The organism is Chitinophaga sp. CF118 (assembly GCF_900112615.1).
Classification (GTDB): domain Bacteria; phylum Bacteroidota; class Bacteroidia; order Chitinophagales; family Chitinophagaceae; genus Chitinophaga.
Window position 1 is genome coordinate 175,182 of record NZ_FOMK01000003.1, and the last position, 25,097, is coordinate 200,278.

The following is a 25,097-nucleotide window of genomic DNA, read 5'->3' on the forward strand; positions in this document are numbered from 1 at the left end:
TATTCATAGTTACTGCAAAGTATAGAATATATATTGATCAGATTTGGTCATATATTAGCAACATGAATGAGTCGGGCCACCGGTATTTTATTATAAACAAACCTTTTGATATGGTTTCCCAGTTTATCAGCCCCGATAAAGTGCGGCTGCTGGGAGATATGGACTTTGATTTTCCTGAAGGAACACATGCCATCGGGCGGCTGGACAGCCATTCGGAAGGACTGTTAATTCTCACCACTAACAAAAAAGTAACAAATTTGTTATTCAAGGGGGAGGTACCTCATAAACGTACCTACCTGGTGATGGTGAAACATGTGGTAAGTCCGGAAAGTGTTGAATTGCTCAGAAATGGGATCAATATCATTGTAAAAGGCGGAGAAGGGTATATCACTACGCCCTGCGAGGCAGCCATTGTGGAAAAGCCTTCAGGATTATTCCACCGGCCACAGGCATTGAGAGAGCAGTTGCCACATACCTGGCTGGAAATCACATTAACAGAAGGTAAATTCCATCAGATCCGTAAAATGGTGATGGCTATCGGGCATCGTTGTCTGCGCCTGATCCGTACTTCTATCGAAGACCTTGAACTGGGCGATCTGCCTCCCGGAGGAGTCAGGGAAATAGAAGAACGCCGATTTTTCGAATTATTGAAAATCAGAACCAGCGAGAATATTACTGCATAAATTAACAATATCGCATCAGTTTGTTGTCAATATTCTTGGTACTTTGCCTCCTTCCTAAATCATGCAATAAAGAGAGAATTATGTTGAAACCATTCAGGTTTACAAGCGCCATGGTCCTATGTGTATTGCTGTGTTTTTTCGCAGCACATGCACAGGAACGTTACGGAATCATTCCTTATCCACAGCAACTGGTACCGCAACAAGGGGAGTTTGTAATTACCGCGAAAACGAAGTTAGTATCACCAGCACAATTTAAGAATGAGGCTGCACAGTTACAGGCACTGATCACGCAGGGATTGGGCAAGGCATTGCCCGTTGCCGCCAAAGCGGGTTCCGGTACTATTGTATTCCAGCAAAACGACGAACTGGCCGGTGAAGAAGATTACACACTGAAAGTCAGTACCACACAACTGGTTATTACCGCTAAAACGGCAACCGGGGCTTTCCGTGCAGTGGAAACCATCAGGCAACTGATGCCACCGTCTATCGAAGGTGTAAAAACAGGCAAACTGTTGAAGATCGCTATCCCGGCAGTACAGATCACAGATCATCCGGTATATGCCTGGCGTGGAATGCATCTGGATGTTTCCCGTCATTTCTTTTCAGTATCCTATCTGAAAAAATTTATAGACGTGCTGGCATTGTATAAAATGAATAAACTGCATCTGCATCTGACCGACGACCAGGGCTGGCGTATTGAAATTAAGAAATATCCGCTGCTCACAGAACAGGGAGCATGGCGTGAATTCAATAACCAGGATTCTGCCTGTATGGTGAAAGCAAAGAGCAATCCTGATATGGAGATCGATAAATCTCATATCATTCACAAGAATGGCAAAACGTTATATGGCGGGTTTTATACACAAGCACAGATGAAAGACGTGATTGCTTACGCTACTGCCCGTCATATAGAAATCATTCCTGAAATAGATATGCCGGGTCATATGATGGCAGCCATCAAAGCATATCCTTATCTCAGCTGTGCAGGTGGAAGTACATGGGGACCACTTTTTACAACGCCAATATGTCCTTGTAAAGAAACGACGTTCACCTTTGCAGAAGATGTATTCGCCGAAATAGCGGCATTATTTCCTTCTCAATATATCCATCTGGGAGCAGATGAAGTAGAGAAAAGCAGCTGGAAAAACTCACCCGATTGTGAAGCGGTGATGAAAGCCAACAACCTGAAAACAGTAGAAGAACTGCAGAGTTACTTTGTAAAAAGGATGGAGAAATTCTTCAATTCCAAAGGCAAAAAACTGATTGGCTGGGATGAAATCCTGGAAGGTGGTATCAGTCCTACAGCAGTGCTTATGTACTGGCGCAGCTGGGTACCTGATGCACCCATAAAGGCAGCAAAGAATGGTAATCATGTAATCATGACACCGGGTAATCCTTTATATTTTGATGGTATTCCTGATCGTAATTCTATCTCTAACGTATATCACTTCGAGCCAGTTCCCAAAGGATTAACACCGGAAGAAGCAAAATACATCATCGGCGCGCAGGCAAATATCTGGACAGAAATGATCCCTTCTGAAAAGCGTGCAGACTTTATGTTTATGCCCCGTATGACGGCTCTCGCTGAAGTTTTATGGACGCACCAATCTGATTTCGATGGATATGAACAACGCCTGAAAACTCAGTTCAAAAGGCTGGACAAGCTGAATGTTCATTACCGCATGCCTGATCTTGATGGCTTCACCGGAGAAAATGTACTTGTTGGAAAAACTGTGCTGGATATTGCCAAACCAATGCCGGATATGACAATCAGATACACCACAGATAGTACAGCTCCAAATGTTCACTCACCGGAGTTACCAAAGAATTATATCATTCCCGGTAGTGGAACTATCAAGTTGGCAGGGTTTAGTCCTTCGGGCAGTAGTACAGAGATTTACACATTAAACTACCGTAAACAATCTTTCTTTAAGCCCGTTTCCGTTACAGGATTACAGCAAGGATTACAGCTTGATTTTTATCGTGGTTCTTATAAGAGTGTAACTAAACTGAAGGAAAAAGCAGACAGCATTATCCATGTAAATAATGCTGTTATTCCTGATAGTTTGGGTGATGGTGGTAAACCTTTCGGAGCAAAACTAACCGGTTATATCGATGTACCGTCTACGGCTATCTATAGCTTCTTCCTCACCGCAGATGATGGTGCAAACCTGTATATCGACGATGAAAAAGTTGTTGATAACGATGGCTGGCATGCACCATTGCAGAAGAGCGGACAAATAGCGCTGGAAAAGGGATTACATCATTTCGAGATAAAGTTTGTAGAAGGAGGGGGCGGTTACACGCTGAAGCTGGAATACAGAGTGAATGGCGGAAAAATTCAGCTAATACCTGATGAGTGGTTACAAAGTGTAAAGTAGGGAAATGAAAAATAAAAAGAGCCGTCTTAGTGTAGTACTGAGGCGGTTTTTTTGTGATGTTCGCAAACGGGTATGGAACCCTCGATTTCTCTAATAGCCTTCCGAAACCTTTATACATGCCCAACACGTATGTTCGCAAACGAGTATGGAATCCTCTGTCTCTTTAATACCTCTAAAAATCCCTGTTGGTAGCAATTCTATAATTAAATCCTGGTACTGTGAATCCAACGTCCTTTCTTTTTTCTGACCGCTAAATTCTTATTTTTTTAATATCTCCCAACTTTTCGACTTGATCCTTAAAACGTTCCTAAATCAACTGATTACAATTATTGGGAATGGGACTTTCACAAATGAAAAAAGGACCACAAATGTGATCCTTTTTAAAATCGTAAACCCAGTTACGTTGCTTTACAGCAAGAGGCTTTACCGGGCGCCATGAAACAAAACTATTACTTATTTTTTGTTCCACAAAATATTTTTCAATCAATTTAAATTAAAAAACAGATTTAATTTTTAAACCGACTTTTTGTAATTTGGATTATTGTTTTGTTAATCAAATTAGATTGTCATAAAACAAAGGATCTCCAATTTGATCCTTTAAAAATCGTAACCTGGTTACGCAGCTTATTAAGCATTATGACACATGTTAATCCAAAGTTTAAAATGAAATTTCAAAAAGTAAGTCTATACCTGTCTAATCAACGTATTGATAGATATCTGGCAGCTACAGGTAATAATAAGACTAAAGCAAACAGGCTCTATAAAGCTAATCTGAAAATAGCTCAGGCATTTCATCCATTATTAGGCATTCTGGAAGTAACGCTGAGAAACAGAATTAATGCCATTTTAACGGCCCATTTTGCTGATCCGGACTGGATTATAAATCAGAAATATGGGTTTATGAATTCTCCTTCTCTAACCAATATTAATCGTAGAACAAGACAAAGCAGAACCAATGATTTTTTAAAATCTTCGGTTGAAAAAGCTGAGAGGCGTATCAGGCGTTTGCGCATTCCAATTGCAAGTTGCAAAATTATTGCCGATCAGGCTTTGGGATTCTGGACAGATTTATTTGAATTACATCATTACCGCTTATTATTAGGTAAGCCCATACAAATCTTTAATCATCTGCCTTCAGGATATGGCCGTAGTGAAGTCTGTAAAAAACTTAATAATATTCGACGGTTTAGAAATAGGATTAATCATAATGAACCCATTTGCTTTAGGGGAAACACTATTGACTTTACTTATGCAGAAGAAATCTACAATGAATGTATCGAAATATTAGAATGGATAGATCCTGAATTAATCTCCTGGATAGGAGATATTGACGCTGTTAAAATTAAAATTGCAAATGCAAAGACTATTCAACAAATTCCTTATTTTAGTTCGGCCTAACTCATGGCAAAATATTCAAGGGGAATTGTAAATAAGCTGACAAATCTGAAAGACGATAGTCTTTCTCAATTTATAGAACAGTATCCTCATGCTTATGAATTTATAAAATTGCCAACGGTTACCACCTCTACGAATTTATAAAAGGCGCTATAATGACTATTTCAGTAACAATAAATAATCTCCTGGCAGAACATTGGCCGCAGGTCAAAGATATTTATGAGAAAGGAATTGCTTCCGGTAATGCCACATTCCAAACAACAGCACCAAGCTGGGAAGAGTGGGATAAAGGCCATGTGAAAAGTTGTCGCCTGGTTGCTGTGGAAGGAGATGTTATTCTTGGCTGGGCTGTACTAAGCCAGGTATCAGCAAGGGCGGTATATGCCGGTGTAGCAGAGGTTAGTATTTACATTCATCCGGAGGCTCAGGGTAAAGGAATAGGAAGTCTGCTGTTAAAAGCATTAATTGCCGAAAGTGAGAAACAGCAGTTCTGGACCCTGCAGGCGGGGATCTTCCCTGAAAATATAGCCAGTATAAGACTCCATGAAAAACATGGTTTCCGGCTGGTTGGGCGGAGAGAAAGGATTGGACAGATGAATGGAATATGGCGGGATACAGTATTGCTGGAAAGAAGAAGTGATGTTATATTTCAATAATTTGGGTAGTTTTGCTCATTATTCGATAAATCGTATGAAGGATTATAAGAAGCATTTTGTTGTTCCGGCACCTCCCGAAGATATCTATAAGGCATTGACGAACCCGGCCACTATACAGCTGTGGTCAGGCGAACCAGCTGAAATGTCTGACGTTGCAGGTACAGAGTTTTCTCTGTGGAGTGAAAGCATTACCGGTATGAACCTGGAATTTGAAAACGATAGGAAGATTGTACAGGAATGGTATTTCGGAGAACAGGAAGAGCCTTCAATCGTTACAATCATCCTGCATCCCGACAAAAAGGGAACTGATGCAGAACTAAGGCATACCAATATTCCTGATGAAGCATTTGATGATATTGTAGAAGGATGGAATGATGCTTATTTCGGAGCCCTGGTAGATTTTTATTCCTGATGAAAGCTGCCAGTCTTACCGAAATTAAGAAAGAGTTAAACGCAGTGCCTCCCGGGCAACTGGTGGAGCTATGCCTTCGACTGGCAAAGTTTAAAAAGGATAATAAAGAACTGCTTTCTTACCTGCTTTTTGAATCGCACGATCTACAGGCTTATATTGAAGCCGTAAAAGGAAACATGGATACTGAGTTTGCCGCAGAACCCGGTCGAGGGCATGTTTATTACATCAAGAAACATCTGCGTAAAATCCTCCGTAATACTAATAAACAGATCAAATATACCGGTTCTAAACAGGCAGAGATTGAACTGTTACTGTACTTCTGTACAAAGGTGAAAAATGCGGGCATCAGATTAAACGATAGTCTTGCACTGGCTAACCTGTACCAGCAGCAACTAAAAAAGATCGCCAAAGCGATCTCTTTGCAACATGAAGACTTGCAGTACGATTATCTTAAACAACTGGAAGACTTATAACGCACGTATCTTTGCCACATAACCCCCACCTTCTGCCATATTGATTTTGATCTTATCACCTGCTTTAATTGTCTTTTTAATTTTATTCAGATGCTGTGGTTGTTCTCCGGCATCTTCCCAGATCTCTATCTCATAATTACCCGCAGCCAGAAAATCCAGTTGAAGGCTCAGTTGCCTTTTTGATTCATTGGTCATGGCTCCTATGAACCAGTCTTTCCCGCTTCTTTTTGCCAGTGCTATATATTCTCCCGGATAACCATCCAATACTTTAATATCATCCCATACTGTAGGTACCAATCGCAGAAAATCAGCCCCCGGCTGACCAACAACATGATCCGGATGTTCACAGAATACGGTAAAAGGGCTTTCATAAATCACAAACTTTGATAGCTCCGCACAACGGGTATTCATTACCAGCGTAGGCGATTGCTGTTTAAAGTCTTTCTTCGATACATTCAAAAATCCACCTGGTGTATAATCCATCTGGCCTGCCAGCATACGGGTAAACGGTAATGTTACATTATGCCGCGGAGTAACTTTATCAGAGAATTTGGAGTATTCTTCCCCCATCACACCCTCCCGGGTAATCATGTTGGGATAGGTTCTGATGATGCCATCAGGTTTGTAGGCACCATGAAAATCTACCATCAGGTGATGCGCAGCAGCTGCTTTAATGATTTGATGATACCAGTTGACCATATCCTGGTCATCACGATCCATAAAGTCTATTTTAATACCTGCAATACCCCATTTCTCATATTCTCCAAAGGCAGCCTCAAAGTTGTTATTAAGATTTACATCTGTGCTGTACAACCATACCCAGCAACGTACATTCTTGGATTTTGCATATTCAAGTATTTCGGGCATATTCAACTGAGGTGCAGCTTTGGTGATATCGGCTTCTGGTTTGTTGAATGTACCGTACCATTGCCAGTCAATCAACATATAGGGCCACCCCATCTGCGATGCCAGGTCTATATATTTTTTAATAGTGGGTATGTCCATCTTTACCTCACCGCTCCACCAATGGTCCCACGCACTCATACCGGGTTTAATCCAGGAGGGATCTTCAATAGCACAGGGCTCGTTAAGGTTCTGGATAATCTCAGAAGTGATGAGGTCACCAGGTTTATCGGCCAGCATCACTACGCGCCAGGGAGTGAACTGCTTATCTGAAAAACGGGCCTTTACACCATCCTCCTGTTCTCCCGGCAAAGGAGCCAGTTTGGTTGTTAAGCTGAGTGACTGTGAGGCTCCCAGGTAAAAGCCGGGGTAATTGTCGATGTTGGCCTCTGTAATAGCAGCATAGCTATTCTTGTTTAATTCTATTAACATCGGCAGTCCAGCAATGGTATGTTCATTCACGGAGTCAAGAGAACGGCTGTTAAAGGGAGCCTCCTGTGAAGATGAATATCCACCATATTCAGCTATCCATGCTTTAGCACCACTGGTAAACCGGAAACCAGTCACTTCCTTTGTTATTTCCTTGTTCCCTATTTTTTTACTGCTGTACAATTGATAACGAAAAGCAATCCCATCATTGTAAGCCCGGAAAAAGAGATCCATCCGCCGCATTAAACCACCTTTTTCTTTCAGGCGGATTTCCAGTTCACGATAGTTATTATTTATAACTGCATGTTTAGATTTAACCACTGGTATCCAGGTATCGTTTATCACACGGATAATGGTGTCCTGTAACACCATATCTGCTCCCATTGCCGGTTCTCCTTTGAATTCAAAACCAAGCGAAGAAGGATATATAATCTGAGCACCGTTTTTATGAACGGTATATTGTAAAAGACCTGTAGTGTTTACAGAGATCGTAATTTTGTTATCAGGAGAACTGATAGAAAGGTTCTGCGCAAATACGCGACAAGTTATAATACAGAAGAAGAATAAGAATCCTTTCATAGTGGAATTTTTAATTAAGTGTGCACGTGACACTACAAAATATCTAATTTTTCAATAAAAAGGGTGTTTTTCTTTGTAAGGATAGAGCTTCAGAGGGGCAATTAGTCTGAATGGGGTTCTTTAGTCAATCTGTTATGGGGGCTGTGAAACGGGTTAAGTAAGGAGGAATAACTAATTATATTGATATTTTTGAAAGCTTATTTTCTTGAGAAAAAAAATAGAAGCCGCTCAGATGGGCTTCTATTTTTTTGTTGGACGAAGGAGATGTTTCGGGAAATTCTTAATATTCTCTTTTGCTCTTTCCATCATTTTAATAAATGAAGGATCATTACTATAATCTCTCATATTCCGATTTATAACTGTTCCTGCCTCAGTTACACCTGATCCGGGAAAGGATTCTTCTAAAAGATCTTTTTTCATAGAATTATCATTTATCTAAAAGTACAAGTTTTTTCGCGTTCCTGCAAAAGCAATATACTTCCCATTTTTTCTGAATTTCTCCCAGACGCCATTTATAAGGAGCCCCTGAATATTAAAATCCTTGCGAATAATCTTCCAGTGTTTATTTAGACAAATTCTATACAACCTGGTTCTTGCAGGATTGCTTCCTTCTCCATAAACCATAGCTTCAGGGTGTTTATTTGTAAACTCCATTACAACATTAGCTACAGTGCTTAACACTCTTTCAGTGTCTTCATTGTTTGAAATAATTGAATCTGAAAAATTATCTTTTTCTGATGTACTATCACCAAATGATAGATTATAAAAATTATCACTGATTTCATCAAAACGGATTTCTTTTCTTATCTGGCCATTAGGACCGTCACTGCAAAATTCATATTGTATACGGCCTTCCGTTGGGTTAACGGTATACTCATAACGCTCTATATTCATTTAGTTAAAATTGAATTGATGGTTAACAAAATATTCAGAGTGGAAAATGGATTGAGGCATTATTGCCTAAAGTTCATTTTAACAAACATTAAACCGCATTGGAAATATTACAACTTTTTAATATTATGTATAATCTGGAAAGGCATTAAATTGATCATTTCCTGGAATAAGCAGCAGTATATATTAAAAAAGGAACAGCCCTGATGATTATCACCAGATCTGCTCCAATATCCCTAATATTAAATTATTTATTCTTCTCCTGTCTTAGTCTTTCAATTTCTGCATCTTTCTCTTTGAGCATTCTTTCATACAACTCTATTAGCTTATCCGCATAATAGTTTAAAGTTGGACTATTCTGAATGCCGTTACTTACATTATCATTATTAGTGTTAGTGTAAGTATTTGAAATGAAACTCACCGTGGTGTCTTCTCTGTAGTTTTCAATTGCTTCTACAGGAACCTTTAAAATATTAGCGACTCTCTCTAAAAGATCATGTTCTACAGTTTCTCTTTGTTCCAGCAGTGAAATGCTTTGTTGACTTACTCCCAGTGCATCAGCCAGTACCTCTTGTTTCACCCGTAATATCTCACGTATTGCTTTTATATTTTTACCCGTATGTTTTTGTGTAGTTACCATATGAATTTGGTTGTTAAACAAATGTAACAAATTAGAATCAATATTGCGTGCTTGTAAAATACAATTGCATATTTGTATTTTACAAGTTTACCTGGTTTGATACAATTGGATTGTTGTATTATTTTGAAGAAACGTTATTTATGAAAAACTATCCTGACTGGCAGAATAAGCCACAAATGTTAACCGTATCAGAAATGATGAATCCAACTGATACAATGCAGGAATTTTTCTGGTCGTATGATTTACCAGAAATAAGGAAGCATTGCTGGGATTTTTTAGTATCTACCCTGCAGGATGAAGATGTCAATGCAGGCTATTCAGTAATGTTTTATGAAAATTTGATGAAATTTATTGAAGCTGGAAGTTTACTCTGCAAAAAAAATAATGAGGCGATAAATCAGTCTCATGAAAACGAGAATTAGCTTATTTAGAGCTAATAAAAATGCCTGCTCCATGTTTTGCAAACATAGAGCAGGCATTTAATAACTAAAATTTACTGGATCAATAACTTCCTTGTAAAGCTCTTATCTCCGATAATATATTTCACAACATACACACCTTTCGGTAATTGTTGCAGATCCAATTTAACTTCCGGCAGTGCCTTTGTAGTGTAAACCTGTTTCCCATGCAGGTCATACACATAAATATAGCCTTTCGCGGTATTACCTGAAATCAGCACTTTGGCTTGTCCGTTAATAGCCGGATTAGGGACGATTTTCAGATCTGATGATGAAACAACAGAATGCTCAACTGCTAATGTATTAAGGGCAGTGTTTGCAAGTACCAGGGTACCATAGTCAGCAGTGCTTTGGTAGTTATTGATTGTGCCAAACCATACAGCCTGACCATCACGGGAACCACCGTTATCATCATCATCATATCCTGCATCGAAACCTATGGTAAGACCAGCGGCAGGCGTAATGCCTAATTGTGACCAAGGTATACTTATTTCAACAGTATAACCGCCGGTGATGGTTGCATAAGCATGTTGTACACCCGTTACTGCTATTTTGCTGAAAAGCGTACTGCTGTTATATGCTTTGATGAACTGGTTATCTCTTCCGTCAAAGGTGCTGCCTTTATTATTATTGGCATCAATAAATATTTCTACAGCATCATTATCCCATGAATCGGGAGAATCATTGTTTAGTGTAGCATCCAGTACTTTTACGCCAATGTACAGGTTATTATTATCCCATAATACGCCAAAGGTGGCAGTATTATTAGGAGTACCTACTGTTGTTTTTGCAATAGACTTGGAAAGGTTCCAGCTGCTTTCATTAAGATTACCATCAACGGTGACAGTACCCGGATAAGCTGTTAAATCAGCAGGATTACTTACACTGCCTATGGAGATCTGCACCTGATCTGCAGATGTTAAAGTGCCATCGCTGACTGTTAACTGGAATACATAAGTACTGCCATTTGTAAGACCAGTAACCACCGGGTTTGCAATAGTAGTACTGCTGAATGTAACCGCAGGACCGCTTACTTTCGTCCAGCTGTAGGTAACGGCATGCCCTTCCGGATCACTACCATTGCCTTGTAAAGTAACGGAGGTAGTATTCGCTGCGAGTGTCTGGTCTGTGCCTGCATTCACTGTTGGTGGCTGATTAACAACACCATTGCAGGTTGTGAGATATACAGTGCCAAACACAGCAGGATTCTGGAATGCGGTTGTATTGGTAGCAAAGGATGCGATCTGTGCATCACGGGTGCCACCGTTATCATCATCATCAATCTGTACATCAAGTCCCAACGATTTTCCTATTGATGGAGATACTCCAATCGTAGACCAGGGGATTGCGACTTCAAGTGTATAACCTGTGGCAGTGGCATATTGATTGTAGTTGATACCTGTTGTTCTGTTTACAGAATAACTACCCACATGAACAGTATTATCATTCCAGCGGAAACCTAACTGGAAATCATTGATACCATCGTAAGCAGTGCCTTTGCTGTTATCGCCGTCAATAAATATTTCTACCACATCATCTTCCCACCAACTGGCGCCGGAGTCTGACAATTTAGTACCATCATTCACTTCCACCAACAGGTAAAGATTGGTGTTATCATACAGTGCACGCCATTTGCCTGCATAGTCTGAAGGGAGGGAACCTAATATTACATTGCTGATATTCTTCACTGGCGCAATGGCCCATGCAGCATCGATTGACTGATCTATCACAGGTGCCGTACCGGATACCAGTGCAATAACAGGTGCCACGCAAGGTGGATTATCATTATCTGCAATAGTGATGACCGCAGTCGTATCACCACCCAGGTTATAAGCACTATCCTTTTTCAGGGATATGCGTAGTGTTTCTGGTCCTTCGAAAACAACATCATCTACAGGAGTGATGGTGATAGTGGCGGAAGGATTGGTGGGCGTCAGGGTTATTGTTCCGTTTAATGAAGGCGTATAGTCACTACCGGAAGCTGTTCCGCTCACAGTATATTTTACACTGATAGTACTGGAAAGGGAAGATGTACTGAAGGTGAATACTCCCGCAGCGCCACCTTCGGCAGCAGCAGGAGTAGTTGCCACCACATTCACACCGGGTTGTATGGTGACTTTGCGTGTAGCCGTAAAGTTACCACTGGCAGTTACAACAGTTATGGTAGCGATACCATATCCTACAGCAGTTACTTTACCGCTGGCGTCTACAGTTGCGGCTCCCGCATTGGAACTTGTCCAGGTAACATTTTTATTCGTAGCATCCACTGGCAGAATGTTGGCAGTGAGTTGCAGTGTTTGTCCTGTTGTCAGCGTAGTATCATTTGCAGGTTTAATGCTGACACTGGAAACAGGGATATTAATATTCTGAATGATGAGCTGGAAGCTGTTATTCTTGTTGATATAAGCTCCCGATTCAGCATTGGTGACTGTCAGATTATTGAAGGTAGCCGTTTGAGATCCTGCCTGTACATACAAACCGAAACCACCATATACGTCTGCGGGTTCATTACGAACTACAGGATCCAGGCCAGTACCATCAATAGTGGTATTGTTGAATACAAGGTGATGAATACCGTTACCATAAATCTGGATCGCATCGCGTTGCGAACGGAGAATGGTATTGTTATCGAACTGCATATTAAATATACCACTGCCACCTGCATAGAACTCAACAGCACCTCTCTTCTGATCCCACAGGTCATAGCTACTGCCGCAGCCGGACATAGTATTTTCGTATACCTTAATCACATCACCGGGATATTCAAAAGTAAATCCGGGAAAGTCGTTGGTAAAACGGATCGCAGATCCTGCTACACCGTCTTTGATGAGGTTATGATGAATCTCATGACCAGTACCTCCAAAGAGGGCAATACTACCCGCACGCCAGTTATTTTCAATAGTGTTGTACCTGAAAATATTATTTCGGCAGGTTTGATTATTACCAGCTGCATTGGCGGGCCATACAGCTAATCCATCATCTCCGTTATTACGAACGCTGGATTGCTCTACTACTGAGTTAGAAGTTCCCTGGCAGAAGTTCACACCATCGGCATAGTTATTCCTGATCCTGCATTTGGAAATTACGAGATCTGTTGTAATATCGATAGGATATGGAGGATCATAACCTGCTATCCAGAACCCGCATTCAAAATGTTCTACCCATATATCATGGATCCGTGATCCTGCTCCGTAAGTACCCATAAAACCTTTGTAAGTTTTATACATTTCTCCCGGCAGGCGTGGGTTTGCCTCATCGTATTTCAGACGGTCGTTGTTGATGGTATTTAAAGAGAAATTAGAGATTTCCACATTACTGGCACGGCCCATGATACCACCATAGAATTGCTTGTCGGTGGAAAAATACACCTCCGTATACCAAACCCCTGCGCCAAGAATTTTCATATTGCTGACGTTCAGTGGCAGTTTGTCGCTCAGCAGGAACTTACCGGCAGGAATATACACGTTTTTCCCCTGAGAGGCTGCTGCGGCAATACAGGCATTAAAAGCCGCAAAGTCGTCCGTCTGATCGTTTGCCACAGCACCATAGGCAGTAACGGAGAGGTAGTTGGCTGGTTGTGTCAGTGCAGCCGGCACAGGTTCCAGTTCAATGAAGTCTACCCCGTAAGTGATAGCATCACTATTGTCCTTTCTGATGCTGATGGTATTACCTATATTGATGGGATTGTCCAGTCTGAAGTGTACTTCGTCAAAACGCATAAACGTTTTTCCGCCGGGAGTCTGTACAGGGTCTGCCTGTGGGAAGTACTGGTAAGCCCAATAGGAGGAGAGTGGGATGGTTTTCACTTTAACGCCATTTACATACAATCCCAGAGAGCCAGTTAAGCCTGCACCGGTGTTATCATCCGGCAGGGTAAACCGGAGATTTACGCCCTGCGCTGCCTGTGTGGCGGTCCATTCGATACTGGCGCCGTTAGCTGTAAGACTTACATACTTCTGATCAGATGCTTCCGATGCAATGTCTGTCTGAATAAACTGCGGTGATTGCTGTAATGCTGCACCACCGTCTAATATGGCATTGTCTGATTCATAACGGATATAAGGTAGCTGGTAAGCACCGCGTGGCAGTCCGTCGCTTTGCGCATGTGCATTGCTTAATAAAAACAACAGTAATAGCGTTGTCAGCCAGCCGGGCACTTTCCGTAAGTTGTTGGGAAAGTCAGGCGGAATACCGGGATGTACCTGGTTAGAGGGAAAAGAAAGGGTTTTTCTCATTATTGAAAGGTATTTAGAGACGGGTTCATACCTCACAGGTGAAAAGTCGATGGACAGTTCAATTTCATTTTAACGTGGCAATTTTCATCCGTGGTAGTACCAAAGGAAACGAAGATGTAGGAAACAGGCAATTAGTACAGAGGAAATATAGAAACTAAAAGGGAAAAAAGAATATAGTCGAATGATAGAGAATACCTTGTGAATTTTTGAATATAGACTTATTATGAAGCTTTGCCTAAAATAAGTAGTCTTAAGATGCGATGCCAATAGCAGTGGTGGCTATTAATAAGTAAAAAACGTTCATGCTGCTTTTTAGGGTGTTCGTGTAGTTTTTTTGCGATGCCCATGCAGTTTCCTGAAATAGGAAATGAATGAATACTTATATTGCAATAACGATGACTGAAGTTAAGGGCAAGTTGATAGCAAGTTAATAGTGAGTCTATAGTTGCTTCGTAGGTTGGACGCCCTTTGAACACACGTTGAACGCCCTTGAATCGCAAAATGCTGTTCAAAGGGTGTTCAACCTGGGATTTACCTGTGTTCCAGCCCCAATAGCACTATCCGGACATGCTAAACCTGGCCTGAACACAACTGATGGAGGTAACCAATATCAGCTGCGTTTTAACGTTAAATAATACTTTTTAAAAATAAACTTACATGCCCTATCGCTTTTTATCAGTTCTTATCCTGTTACTACCCTTCCAGCTCTCAGCTCAAAAAGGGTTATCCGCTAAAGAAGCGGCTTCTTATGCCATTGTTGCCTTTCAAAAAGCATTAGATATCCAGGGGCCAATAGCCGCCAGAGAATGGCAGGAAAAAGTTATTAAGTATGATACACTCACCATGAGGTTTGAATACAAAATCACAGGTCAGAAACCTGTAGATGGCCGCTCTTTGTATATTTCATTACATGGTGGAGGAAATGCACCCGGACCGGTAAATGATCAGCAGTGGGAAAATCAGCAGGGATTATATAAACCTGAAGAAGGTGTATACGTTGCTCCGCGTGCGCCAACCAATACCTGGAATTTATGGCATGAATCCCATATAGATGTAATGCTTGATGAATTGATCCTGGATGCGGTTATCACAGAAGGTGTAAATCCTGACAAAGTGTATTTAATGGGATATTCTGCCGGTGGTGATGGAACTTTCCAGCTGGCTCCACGTATGGCGGATCGTTTTGCTGCTGCTGCCATGATGGCCGGGCATCCCGGCGATGCTCAGATTGTTAGTCTGCGTAACCTCCCATTTACCTTATTTGTTGGCGCACAAGATAATGCTTACAATAGGAATGGCCTGGTGGCTCAATGGGGACATATGTTGGATAGCCTGGAAAAGCTGGACAATGGAGGTTATATTCATGATCTGCATGTATATAAGGAACATTCGCACTGGATGTTCAGGAAGGATACAATAGCATTGCCATGGATGGCTAAATACAAAAGAAATCCATTACCAGGTAAAGTAATCTGGAAACAGGACGACCGTACGCATAATTATTTCTATTGGCTGGAAGTACCACCTGCGGGAGCTATTAAAAACAAAGAAGCAATTGTTGGTGTAAAGGATAATACGATTACTATTGAGAAGAATGACAATGATACGCTGATCATTTGTTTAAATGATAAACTGGTAAACCTGAATAAAAATATAAAAGTAAACTACCTCGGTAAACAGGTGTTCAATAGCAAAGTATCAAGAAGTATTGCTGTCATTGATGAAACCGTGCACAACAGGAAAGATGCAGGATTTATCTTTTACGCTAAACTGACTATTATAAATGGAAAGGTAGACGTACAGGGCATATGATCAATATGGTCCAATGCCCTGTACCTCAGCTCTGATGTGCCTTTTTCCACTCATATTCCTACCTGTAGTAACGAAAAATTAACTCGTCGATAAAAATCACCCGCTCATAGATTTATCTAATCTTTTTTTACTTAACACTTTGTTAATTCTAAAAAGTTTATCTAAGTTTAACATCAGATTCCTACCGCTTAATCTCCTGTAACTTTAGCACGTAAGAAAAACGTTATTGCAAGTGAACAATGCAAAGTAGATTACTATTGTCATTTTTAAAACATGTGAAGAATTGAGATAAAATCTAAGAGATACCTCTGATTTATTCAACCACTTATTTATTGTCGTAAAGTCATGTCTGGTCCTAAAGGACCGGGGGGATAACTATTTGCCTTAACATATAACTATTATCAACAAAAACAAGCAATCAATGCAAAGATCGTTAATTGTATTTACGATCCTGGCCATGCTATGCGCTTTTAATGCTATAGCTCAGGAAAAAAGAACCGTTTCAGGGACTGTACTGGATGAAAAAGGTAGTCCGCTTATCGGCGTGAGTGTACAGCAAAAAGGTAGCTTACATGGCGCCACTACCGATGGAGACGGTAAATTTAAATTACAGGTATCCGATAATGCGATATTGGTCTTTTCTTACATCGGTTATCTGAAACAGGAATTGCCTGCTACTGATAACATTACTATCAAACTGGCCCCCGATAATAAAGGTCTGAATGAAGTAGTAGTAACTGCATTGGGTATTAAAAAAGAAACCCGCTCATTGGGTTATGCTGTGAGTACAGTAAGTGCAAAAGAAATTACACAGACAGGTAGTACAAACTTTGCTTCTGCTTTATATGGTAAAGCTGCTGGTGTGAAAATCGTTTCCGCTCCGGGTGGTGCTTCCAGCGGTGTATCCGTACAGGTTAGAGGTGTGTCTTCAGTGAATGGAAATACCCAACCTCTATATATCGTGGATGGGGTGCCATTAAGGAACTTCAATGATTTAACAACTTCCTCTTTTGGTACTACCAACTCAAGGATAGACGGGAATGGTGCACTGGATATCAACCCTGAAGATATCGAAAGTCTTACCGTATTAAAAGGTGCCAGTGCCAGTGCATTGTATGGTTCTGAAGCTACCAACGGTGTGATTGTGATCACCACTAAAAAAGGAATAAAAGGCAGAGGATTGGGTGTTGATGTAAACTACACGCTGAACTCCGAAAAACTGGCTTCCTCTCCCGATTATCAGAATGAATATGGCCCCGGTTATGATGAACAGTCTAATGCGCAAATTGGTGGTATTGATGGAAATGGCTGGATGACAGACGCTGATGGTTCCGTTCATCCCTATTACAGCGCTTATGCACAATTCGGCCCTAAGTTCGATGGTCGCACTGTTAAATACTGGGATGGTTCATCCAGAAAATATGTGGCGCAGAAAGATAACTATAAAGACTTCTACCAGAATGGATATAATTCTGCATTGAATGTAGCGTTGTCTAATGCCACCGAAAAAGGAAACTACAGATTCTCATATACCCGTACCGATTATAAAAGTATTATGCCGGGAAGTAATTTGTTTAAGAACAACTTTAACTTCAACGGTACTTTAAAACTGAGCAATAAGGTAAGCCTGGATCTGGTGTCTACCTACAATAATAACTTTACCCATAACCGCGCTTATGCAATGAGTACTATCTTCGGTTCCTATGGTGGCTTCTTTAGCCGTATGGACGACATGGGTACATATTTCAATAAATACAAAACTTCCGAAGGATATAAATATGTGACGTATGATAACAATAGCTACGATCAGAGCGAAAAGTTAGCATATCCTATCCGGGCGACTAACGTACTGGATTACCTGTGGACAAACCTGCGTAATAGCTACAATGAAACCCAGAACCGCTTTATCAACAGTGCTACTTTAAATGTAAGCCTGCGTGATAACCTGCGCTTCAGAGCTAGAGTAGGAGGCGATTTCACAAACCTCGGTGTGGAAGATAAAGAGTATAGTCAGCAACCTGCTGCATTAGGATATACCGGTGCATACCAGATCCAGACGAAAACTAATAATTCTATTTATGGAGATGCATTATTAGTATACAATCCTAAAGTAAGCCATGATCTGGACCTTACATTAACAGGTGGTCTCTCCGGACGTAAACAGAATTATGTATACCAAACTTCTTCAACAAAAGATGGTCTTGAAAATGAAAACTGGTTTAGTCTGAGCAATTCAGCCAGCACCGTTACCACCACTGCTATCCGTGCTGAACAAATTGACGTTGCTGCTTTCGGCGTAGTGAATATAAACTACAAAAGCTTCCTGTACTTAGAAGGTACCGGTCGCTATGAGTCTACCTCTACTTTGCCAGAGGCTGTTAATAAGTATTTTTATCCTTCTTTCAACGCTGGCTTCATATTGTCAGATGTTGTTAAAATGCCTTCTTATATTAACTATGCAAAACTGAGAGCTTCTTATGGTCTGGTGGGTAATCACCCTTCCATCTATCAGGCAAATGTGGCTTATAACCAGTATGGAGTTACTTATAACAGCTCTAATATATTATATCAACAGGCAAATGGTTCTCAATTCGGAAATAACAATCTTAAGTCTGAACAAAAAAGAGAAACAGAATTCGGTATCGAAACAAGATTACTGAAAGATAAAATCAGCCTCGATGTAAGTTACTATAACAATAAGGTAAACCGCCAGATCCTTTACATAAGTACTGCTCCTTCTATCGGTTCAACCTCTGCGCTGTTGAATGCAGGTAGTATTTCAAACTATGGTTATGAAGCTGCTATTACTGCTACTCCTATTGCTAATAAGAACTTCCACTGGAGTACCCGCTTTAATTTTGCAATCAATAAAAATAAGCTGACTGCATTATCTGATGGCTTAACCAGTCTGACCAATAATTTTGAAGGAGGAGGTTATTTAATTGCCCGCTCTGAAATAGGTGATCCGCTTGGTAATCTGTATGTGCATCCTATGACTACCGACGATAAAGGAAATAAAATAGTTGGCGATGATGGTTTGTATACTGTTAATACTGGTGCATATAAATATGTGGGTAATGTTATGCCTAAAGTAGTAGGTGGTTTCTCTAATACTGTCTCCTATAAGAATTTCTCCCTGGACGTTACACTGGATTACCGTTTGGGTGGCAAACTGGTATCTATACCAACTTACTACCAATTGGGTGCTGGTATGTTTGAAAGCACACTTAAATACAGGGATGCTGCTCATGGTGGTATTGCCTATAATGTAGTGGATGATGCTACCGCTAATTATGTTGCTTCCAGCTCCGGAACACGTAATGATGGTGTAATCCTGAAAGGGGTAACTTCTACCGGCGCTACCAATACAAAGGTGATCACTGCTGGGATGTATTATGAGAATAATTTCAATTGGAGAACAAATGGAGATTACTCAGCTGCTGTATTCGATAATAGTTATATCAAAGTTCGTGAAGTGGCATTCACCTACAACATGCCTAAAAGTATAGTCGAGAAATTGCATTTCCAGGGATTACAAGTAGCTCTGATAGGACGTAACCTGTTCTACCTCTATAAAACAGTGCCTTATGGGTTGGATCCTGAAGTGGCTGTGGGCTCCGGCTGGCTTGATCAGGGTGTTGACAACGGTACTGCCGGCCCTACAAGAAGCCTGGGTGCAAGCCTGCGTGCACGCTTCTAGTTTAACTTATTTCTAAACGAACTTAAAACAGCTAAAAATGAAAAGACTTTTGATATATACGGTAGTCCTCATCTTACTTGCAGGTGCTTTTAGTTCCTGTAAGAAAAAGATTGCGGATGATTACCTGAATCCTGAATTAACGGCAACCGGTTCTTTAGGTAAACTGTTATCTGGTATGTTCCTTAATAAAAGGATCCACCCATCGTATTGGGATTATTACACTTTTATAATGCCTACCACCGCGGCTTTCTCACAAGTGTCTGCATTGTCACCTGGTTCGCAGATGTATACACCGTCTACTTCGTATACAGAAGGCCGTTGGGTAGATTATTATGATGGATCTACCGGTACTGATTACAATTACAATGGTCCTGGTATTATGAGCTCTTACAGGGAAATGCAAACCAGCTACGCTGCACTCTCTGCTACACAGCAACCATTACAAACTGTATTCCTGAAATGTGCACAGGTGCTTTTATATGATCAGACTGCACAAATGGTGGATCTGTGGGGAGATATTCCTTTCTCCGAAGCCGGCTCTCTGAATACATCATCAAGGAGTATAGGAGATGCTGCTTTTGACAATGCTGCTAATATCTATGATACGCTCATCACAGGACTGAAAGACCTGAATACTTATTTTGATACAGCTACATTGGCAACAACTACCTCTGCGGAACTTGCAAAACAGGATCTACTGTTTAAAGGAGATCTTTCCTTATGGCAACGTTATGCTAACTCACTACGCCTCCGCTTGTTAATGCGCATCTCTAATTTTGATGAAGCTACAGCGAAAAGCGAAGTGACCACTATGCTGGCAGATGCAGCCACTTATCCGTTGATCACCGACAACAGTTATAATGCAGCTTTACAGATGAGCCCTTCAGCACTGAAGAGCGATTTGGGTGATGTGTTTAAGGACTTCGGAACCGCACCTGCTTACCTGATGGATACTCTGATGGTAGCAAACAATGATCCCCGTACAGCAGTATACTGGGACCCTCATGCTACCAACGGATATAGAGGTTTCCCTGCAACGGGTACTGCTTCGGAATATGCGGCTAAAGGCTATGCAACTTACGACTCTGCTACCTTCTACTACAACTATAACATTCCGGGAGTAATATTGACAGCTTCAGAAGTAAGTTTCCTGAAAGCGGAAGCATATGAAAGATGGGGCCTGGGAACTGCACAAACAGAATATGAAAATGGGATCACACAATCCGTAGAATTCTATTATGGTATTAACCAATCCAGAATACTGAGATCAGGCAGCTGGTCGGTGCTTACCACACCTTCCAGTGCTGTGATCAGTACCTACCTGCTGAACTCAGCCATCGCTTATAGCGGTACTACTACAGAGAAACTGGCAAAGATCTACACCCAGAAATGGATGCATTTCTTCATCCTGCAGTCAGGGCAGGCATGGGCTGAATACAGGCGCACTGGTTACCCTGCACTGACTTTCTCTACGGCAACAGCTACCGGGGCATCAACGCCTCCCGTACGTTTACTCTATCCTTCATCTGAACAACTTTATAACGCAGTAAATTATTCAGCTGTCTCTTCTAAAGATACAAGAGATACAAAAATTTTCTGGGATGTGAATTAAGAGGGTATTCCAAACAAGAAATTAAGAGAGAGCACTACAAACGGGAAACTCCCCCAGGATTAAATGCCAATTTAATCCTGGGGGAGTTTCCCCATTTATAGTAATTTAACTTATTGACCTTGCTCTTATAAGTATAACGCTGCCAATAAAGTGTGATTTCTGTTGATCAATAGCATTCCTTCCAGAGTTTATTTAATCAACATAATAGACCCCTTCACCACTTCCGTACTTCCATCAGCAAATGTTACATTCGCAAAATATACGTACGCTCCTGCATCAGCATTACTTCCTTTCCATCCATAGCTTTTATCATTCGCAGGAATATTTGCTGTTTCAAATACTTTATTTCCCCAGCGGTTAAATATTATAAAGCTTTTTACGAGCTTAATATCGCGACTGCCAATAATATAGAATATATCATTAACTCCATCACCGTTAGGCGTAAACGCTGATGGAATGGCAAATTTACTGCTGGTGAATGTCTGCAAATAAATATTCGCTGTATCTGTACAATAATATTCATTGTTCACTTCCAGTAGATATTTAATGGAAGATGAAACTGTAGCTGTTGGATTGGCGCAGGTACTACAGGAAAGTCCTTCAACAGGAACCCAGGTGTACTTGCTTGTTTCTCCACCGGTAATCACCGGTTTCAACTGCACATTCCCTGGTCTGCTGAGCTGGATCACAGCCGGATCGAAGGTGGCTGTAAAAGGAGGAGCAGGCACATCATCCGTATTATTATCATAGATTGTTTCCCTGAATGTACCAGGAGCATTTACAACTGCATACAATTGTGCGGTAGCAGGTGTTGAAATAATATGTGTATAATCCCTGCAAACTCCTTGTTCTGTAGTCAACGTAGAAAATACAGGTGTTAAAAGATGTGCAGTATCTGTGAGCGGATCAGCATCATAGAAAGCTACCGGTAATTGTTTTTTGATACTGTCATATCCATTAGATGTACATATTGTGAATGTTACAATGGAATGAGTGTTATCATAACATTTCACATCAGTCAACTGTACGGTCAGATCCGGAGGTACCAGTTTAATGATTCCCTGCGGAGTCAGGGTACAACCGTAAAGGCTGGTCAGTGTTACTTTTACCAGTGAACTATCCCACACTTTTACAGATGGTACAGCACAGCTAGTACAGCTGAGTGTATATTGATCGCCCGTTTGCCATGCAATAGCAACGGGATCAAATGCATTGGTCTGGAAGGTAATGGGAAATGCTGATCCCCTGTAAACGGTGGTGTCTGCAGGCGTGAGTTTGGCAGAAGGGAAAACGTATATACCCGTATTGCTGTTATTCAGCGTATCTGTTTCCGGCCATGCATTATTTTTATTTACGGCTGCAAAGAACTGACCATTAGCCGTGTTCTTTATGATTTTTGAAAAGCTGGCACATTGGCCGGTACTGTAACCCGTTGTCACAAAGGAAGTAGCAAGAGGTACATTATCATAAAAATCCACCTGTAAGCCAGGAGGAATGTTGCCGGTTGCAAAGTTATTACAGAGATCGTATGTCACATAGATGCTGTCACCTTTCGCGCATTCAGTCTCACTTATATTTACTACATAATCATCTACCGGAGGTATATGAATCGTAACAAAAGCACTATCATAACAATTGTTGTCGGTTGTGATTTTTACCTGTTGTACCAACAGGGTATCTTTCCTGTAGGGAGCTGTAAAGGTTGTGCTTACGCACTTGTCACAATCTATATAAGAAGCCGGAGTCCACAGTCCGGAAAGCATTGTTCCGGTTGATGTAGGAGTAAGCACGACCTGTTGATCAGGAGTAAGTACAATGTCTGACGGTTGTAACTGGATTCTGAATTTAAAGTTTACAGTGGTTGCATAATTATTATTGTAATTACTTTCAATGAGCGTATCGAGTGGATTAGGTAATACGAATGGCTGAGAAGTCCCATCATCATTGAAAACGGCTACTACGGTATCTAAACCCGAACGGCCTGCATTCAGCACAAATGTTTCAAGATAAGAAGCACATTTTCCTTTAATCTCGTATGGTATTAAATAAGGATCTCCCAGTTTCACGGCATTGCCGGTTCGCGGATCGCGGTTATAAAAACTAACAGGTGTATTCTTGGGAATGGACTTATATCCGAAATTATTAAAAAACAGAGAGATCTTCAGTTTATTCTGTTCGTAACATTCCACTTTTGTAACATACACAACCCCATCTGTGGTAGGATCATCTACCACTATAGTTACCGGGTTGGTAGTATCAATACAACTCCCATTATCAGCTATCAACCGTACTTTATAAGTTCCGGGAATCTTAAAGACATAGGTGAGGTTTTGAACAGTACTCACTACCTGCTCTGTCATACCCTTATTGTTGCTCATTAACCAGCGATAGTTATTGGCATTGATAGAGCGATTGGTAAAGAGTATACTGTCCAGTTGTATATTTTCTTTTGATGCAATCTTCCGCTTGTCCGGGTAAAAACGGGACACTACACCACAGCTCACGGAAAGCATATCCTGTGCAAGGGTAAAACAACCGGGGGCGGTGTAAGCTCTTAAAGTAATCCGGTAGTTCTGTTTTGCAGTTACCTGGTAACTGAAATCTGTTGTGGTGGCTACCACTACATCGTTCACCAGCCATTCATAACTGGTCGCTCCTGTAGAAGTATTGGTAAGGTTAACGATATCTCCGATAACCGGATAATCGATATTCTTCGTAAAGGAAGCTACCGCCGTAGATGTGCACGGTGGCGTACATACGGTGCTGTTAATCATCCCTGGTAAACTACTGGCTATAAAGTTGCGCATACGTGTTCCCTGTCCGTCTGTAAAAGACATGATACAACCTACACCTCCTCCATAGTCCATGAAGTTATCCGGCAAATCGGGAACATCTGTAGTGAAGCCCGAAAGAGTATCTGTGTTACAGGAGTTCTCCGGGTTACTACACGCAAATCCACCGGCAATGGACCTGTCGGGAGGAGTATCGCATACCATGTCACCATCGGTGGTACAGTCATCATTTCTACAGTCTTGTGCCGCAAAGGTGTGAATCAGGCTAAGGTAATGCCCTACTTCATGTGCCAGCAGGTCTACGCCCAGTCCGGCTACCACCACTTCGCCTCCTGCACTGGCATATCCGGCCATCTTAAGCCTTGTCCATTGTCCGCATTCAAATGACTGCATAAACTCGGATTTAATATCCGATACCACCCATATGTTGAGGTAGCGGGTAGGGTCCCACCTGCCCAGGGCTGTTAGCTTTTCGCCTTCCATATCTGCATCAAAATCGGTTAGGAAGGATTTGGTACGAAGTATACCGGTAGTAAGACCACCATCCGGTGCTGTTTTAGCAAGACAAAAGCTGATCCTGGTATCCGCTCGTGCTCCGGCAAATGCACCTGTTTTGCCATATGCCTGGTTGAGCATATCCAGGGCATCCAGAATATTCTGATCTGTGATTGAAGCAGGATCTTCGTTGATAATATGGAATACAACGGGTAATGTATAATCGGCCGCTCTTGCTGCCTGTCGGCGCACCGCCTTATTGATGTTTATTTCCTTCTTTACAAAGGTGGCATCCTGCCTCCAGGTGTTCAGCATCATATCTGTACCACAGGATCTTGGATGACCAGCCTGCCAGACAGCTGCGCGGGAAGGCTCTCCTGGTTGCTGTGGAACGGCCATCTGAGCTAATGCAACGTTGTAGGTAACAATGAGATATGGCAATAATAGTAATTGCAGGTTTTTCCTCAACATAGGTATATGGCGTGCTTTGTGTATCTTATTTGGGGTAAAGTTATAATATGATTGCCAATCTTTTATTTTATGATATAAAA

16 protein-coding genes are annotated in these 25,097 nt (G+C 41.3%); 10 read left to right on the top strand and 6 right to left on the bottom strand.

Features of this window, described 5'->3' with window-relative positions; genetic code table 11:
- Window positions 1-62 precede the first annotated feature (62 nt).
- From BM176_RS13110 to BM176_RS13135, 6 genes are all read left to right on the top strand, one after another.
- Window positions 63-683, top strand: a complete 621-nt coding sequence (locus BM176_RS13110; protein WP_090103671.1) for a pseudouridine synthase — start codon at window positions 63-65, stop codon at window positions 681-683.
- 80 nt (window positions 684-763) lie between these two features.
- Window positions 764-3,064: a family 20 glycosylhydrolase gene (locus tag BM176_RS13115; RefSeq protein WP_255373504.1), complete on the top strand. Its 2,301-nt coding sequence runs from the start codon at window positions 764-766 to the stop codon at window positions 3,062-3,064.
- A gap of 663 nt (window positions 3,065-3,727) precedes the next feature.
- Window positions 3,728-4,462 (top strand): Abi family protein, encoded by a 735-nt coding sequence (locus BM176_RS13120; RefSeq protein ID WP_177230392.1) that lies wholly within the window; start codon window positions 3,728-3,730, stop codon window positions 4,460-4,462.
- Between the two features lie 152 nt (window positions 4,463-4,614).
- Entirely contained in the window at window positions 4,615-5,115 is a 501-nt protein-coding gene (locus BM176_RS13125; protein ID WP_090103674.1) for a GNAT family N-acetyltransferase, read from the top strand.
- 34 nt (window positions 5,116-5,149) lie between these two features.
- Entirely contained in the window at window positions 5,150-5,527 is a 378-nt protein-coding gene (locus BM176_RS13130) for an SRPBCC domain-containing protein (RefSeq protein WP_090104886.1), read from the top strand.
- A complete protein-coding gene (locus tag BM176_RS13135) occupies window positions 5,527-6,000 on the top strand; it encodes a hypothetical protein (RefSeq protein WP_090103676.1) in 474 nt (157 codons plus the stop codon). The genes BM176_RS13130 and BM176_RS13135 overlap by 1 nt, the downstream gene beginning before the upstream one ends.
- On the opposite strand, the gene BM176_RS32745 is transcribed toward BM176_RS13135, so the two are convergent.
- The 4 genes from BM176_RS32745 to BM176_RS13160 form a co-directional block, all read right to left on the bottom strand.
- Window positions 5,995-7,911: a glycoside hydrolase family 97 protein gene (locus tag BM176_RS32745; protein ID WP_218162202.1), complete on the bottom strand. Its 1,917-nt coding sequence runs from the start codon at window positions 7,909-7,911 to the stop codon at window positions 5,995-5,997. The genes BM176_RS13135 and BM176_RS32745 overlap by 6 nt on opposite strands.
- Before the next feature lie 240 nt (window positions 7,912-8,151).
- Complete coding sequence (locus BM176_RS13145) at window positions 8,152-8,331, bottom strand: hypothetical protein (protein ID WP_090103678.1); 180 nt, start codon at window positions 8,329-8,331, stop codon at window positions 8,152-8,154.
- Between the two features lie 15 nt (window positions 8,332-8,346).
- Complete coding sequence (locus tag BM176_RS13150) at window positions 8,347-8,805, bottom strand: DUF6934 family protein (RefSeq protein ID WP_090103680.1); 459 nt, start codon at window positions 8,803-8,805, stop codon at window positions 8,347-8,349.
- 244 nt (window positions 8,806-9,049) lie between these two features.
- Window positions 9,050-9,442 carry a helix-turn-helix domain-containing protein gene (locus BM176_RS13160; RefSeq protein ID WP_090103684.1) on the bottom strand — a complete coding sequence of 131 codons (393 nt, stop codon included), beginning with the start codon at window positions 9,440-9,442 and terminating at the stop codon, window positions 9,050-9,052.
- A gap of 140 nt (window positions 9,443-9,582) precedes the next feature.
- Between BM176_RS13160 and BM176_RS13165 the strand changes: the two genes are divergently transcribed.
- On the top strand, window positions 9,583-9,864 hold the full coding sequence (locus BM176_RS13165) for a hypothetical protein (protein ID WP_143097797.1): 282 nt from the start codon (window positions 9,583-9,585) through the stop codon (window positions 9,862-9,864).
- Window positions 9,865-9,935: 71 nt separating this feature from the next.
- Here BM176_RS13165 and BM176_RS13170 read toward each other — a convergent pair whose 3' ends face one another.
- Entirely contained in the window at window positions 9,936-14,135 is a 4,200-nt protein-coding gene (locus BM176_RS13170; protein ID WP_090103688.1) for a sugar-binding protein, read from the bottom strand.
- Window positions 14,136-14,792: 657 nt separating this feature from the next.
- On the opposite strand from BM176_RS13170, the gene BM176_RS13175 reads away from it, so the two are divergent.
- From BM176_RS13175 to BM176_RS13185, 3 genes are all read left to right on the top strand, one after another.
- On the top strand, window positions 14,793-15,947 hold the full coding sequence (locus tag BM176_RS13175) for an alpha/beta hydrolase (RefSeq protein ID WP_090103690.1): 1,155 nt from the start codon (window positions 14,793-14,795) through the stop codon (window positions 15,945-15,947).
- A 421-nt stretch (window positions 15,948-16,368) separates the two neighbouring features.
- Window positions 16,369-19,647: a SusC/RagA family TonB-linked outer membrane protein gene (locus BM176_RS13180; RefSeq protein ID WP_090103692.1), complete on the top strand. Its 3,279-nt coding sequence runs from the start codon at window positions 16,369-16,371 to the stop codon at window positions 19,645-19,647.
- Between the two features lie 37 nt (window positions 19,648-19,684).
- The gene (locus BM176_RS13185) at window positions 19,685-21,259 is read left to right on the top strand and encodes a SusD/RagB family nutrient-binding outer membrane lipoprotein (RefSeq protein WP_090103694.1); all 1,575 of its coding nucleotides are present in this window, start codon (window positions 19,685-19,687) and stop codon (window positions 21,257-21,259) included.
- Window positions 21,260-21,447: 188 nt separating this feature from the next.
- Here BM176_RS13185 and BM176_RS13190 read toward each other — a convergent pair whose 3' ends face one another.
- Window positions 21,448-25,017, bottom strand: coding sequence for a M43 family zinc metalloprotease (locus BM176_RS13190; RefSeq protein WP_090103696.1), 3,570 nt, complete (start codon window positions 25,015-25,017; stop codon window positions 21,448-21,450).
- Window positions 25,018-25,097: the final 80 nt, after the last annotated feature.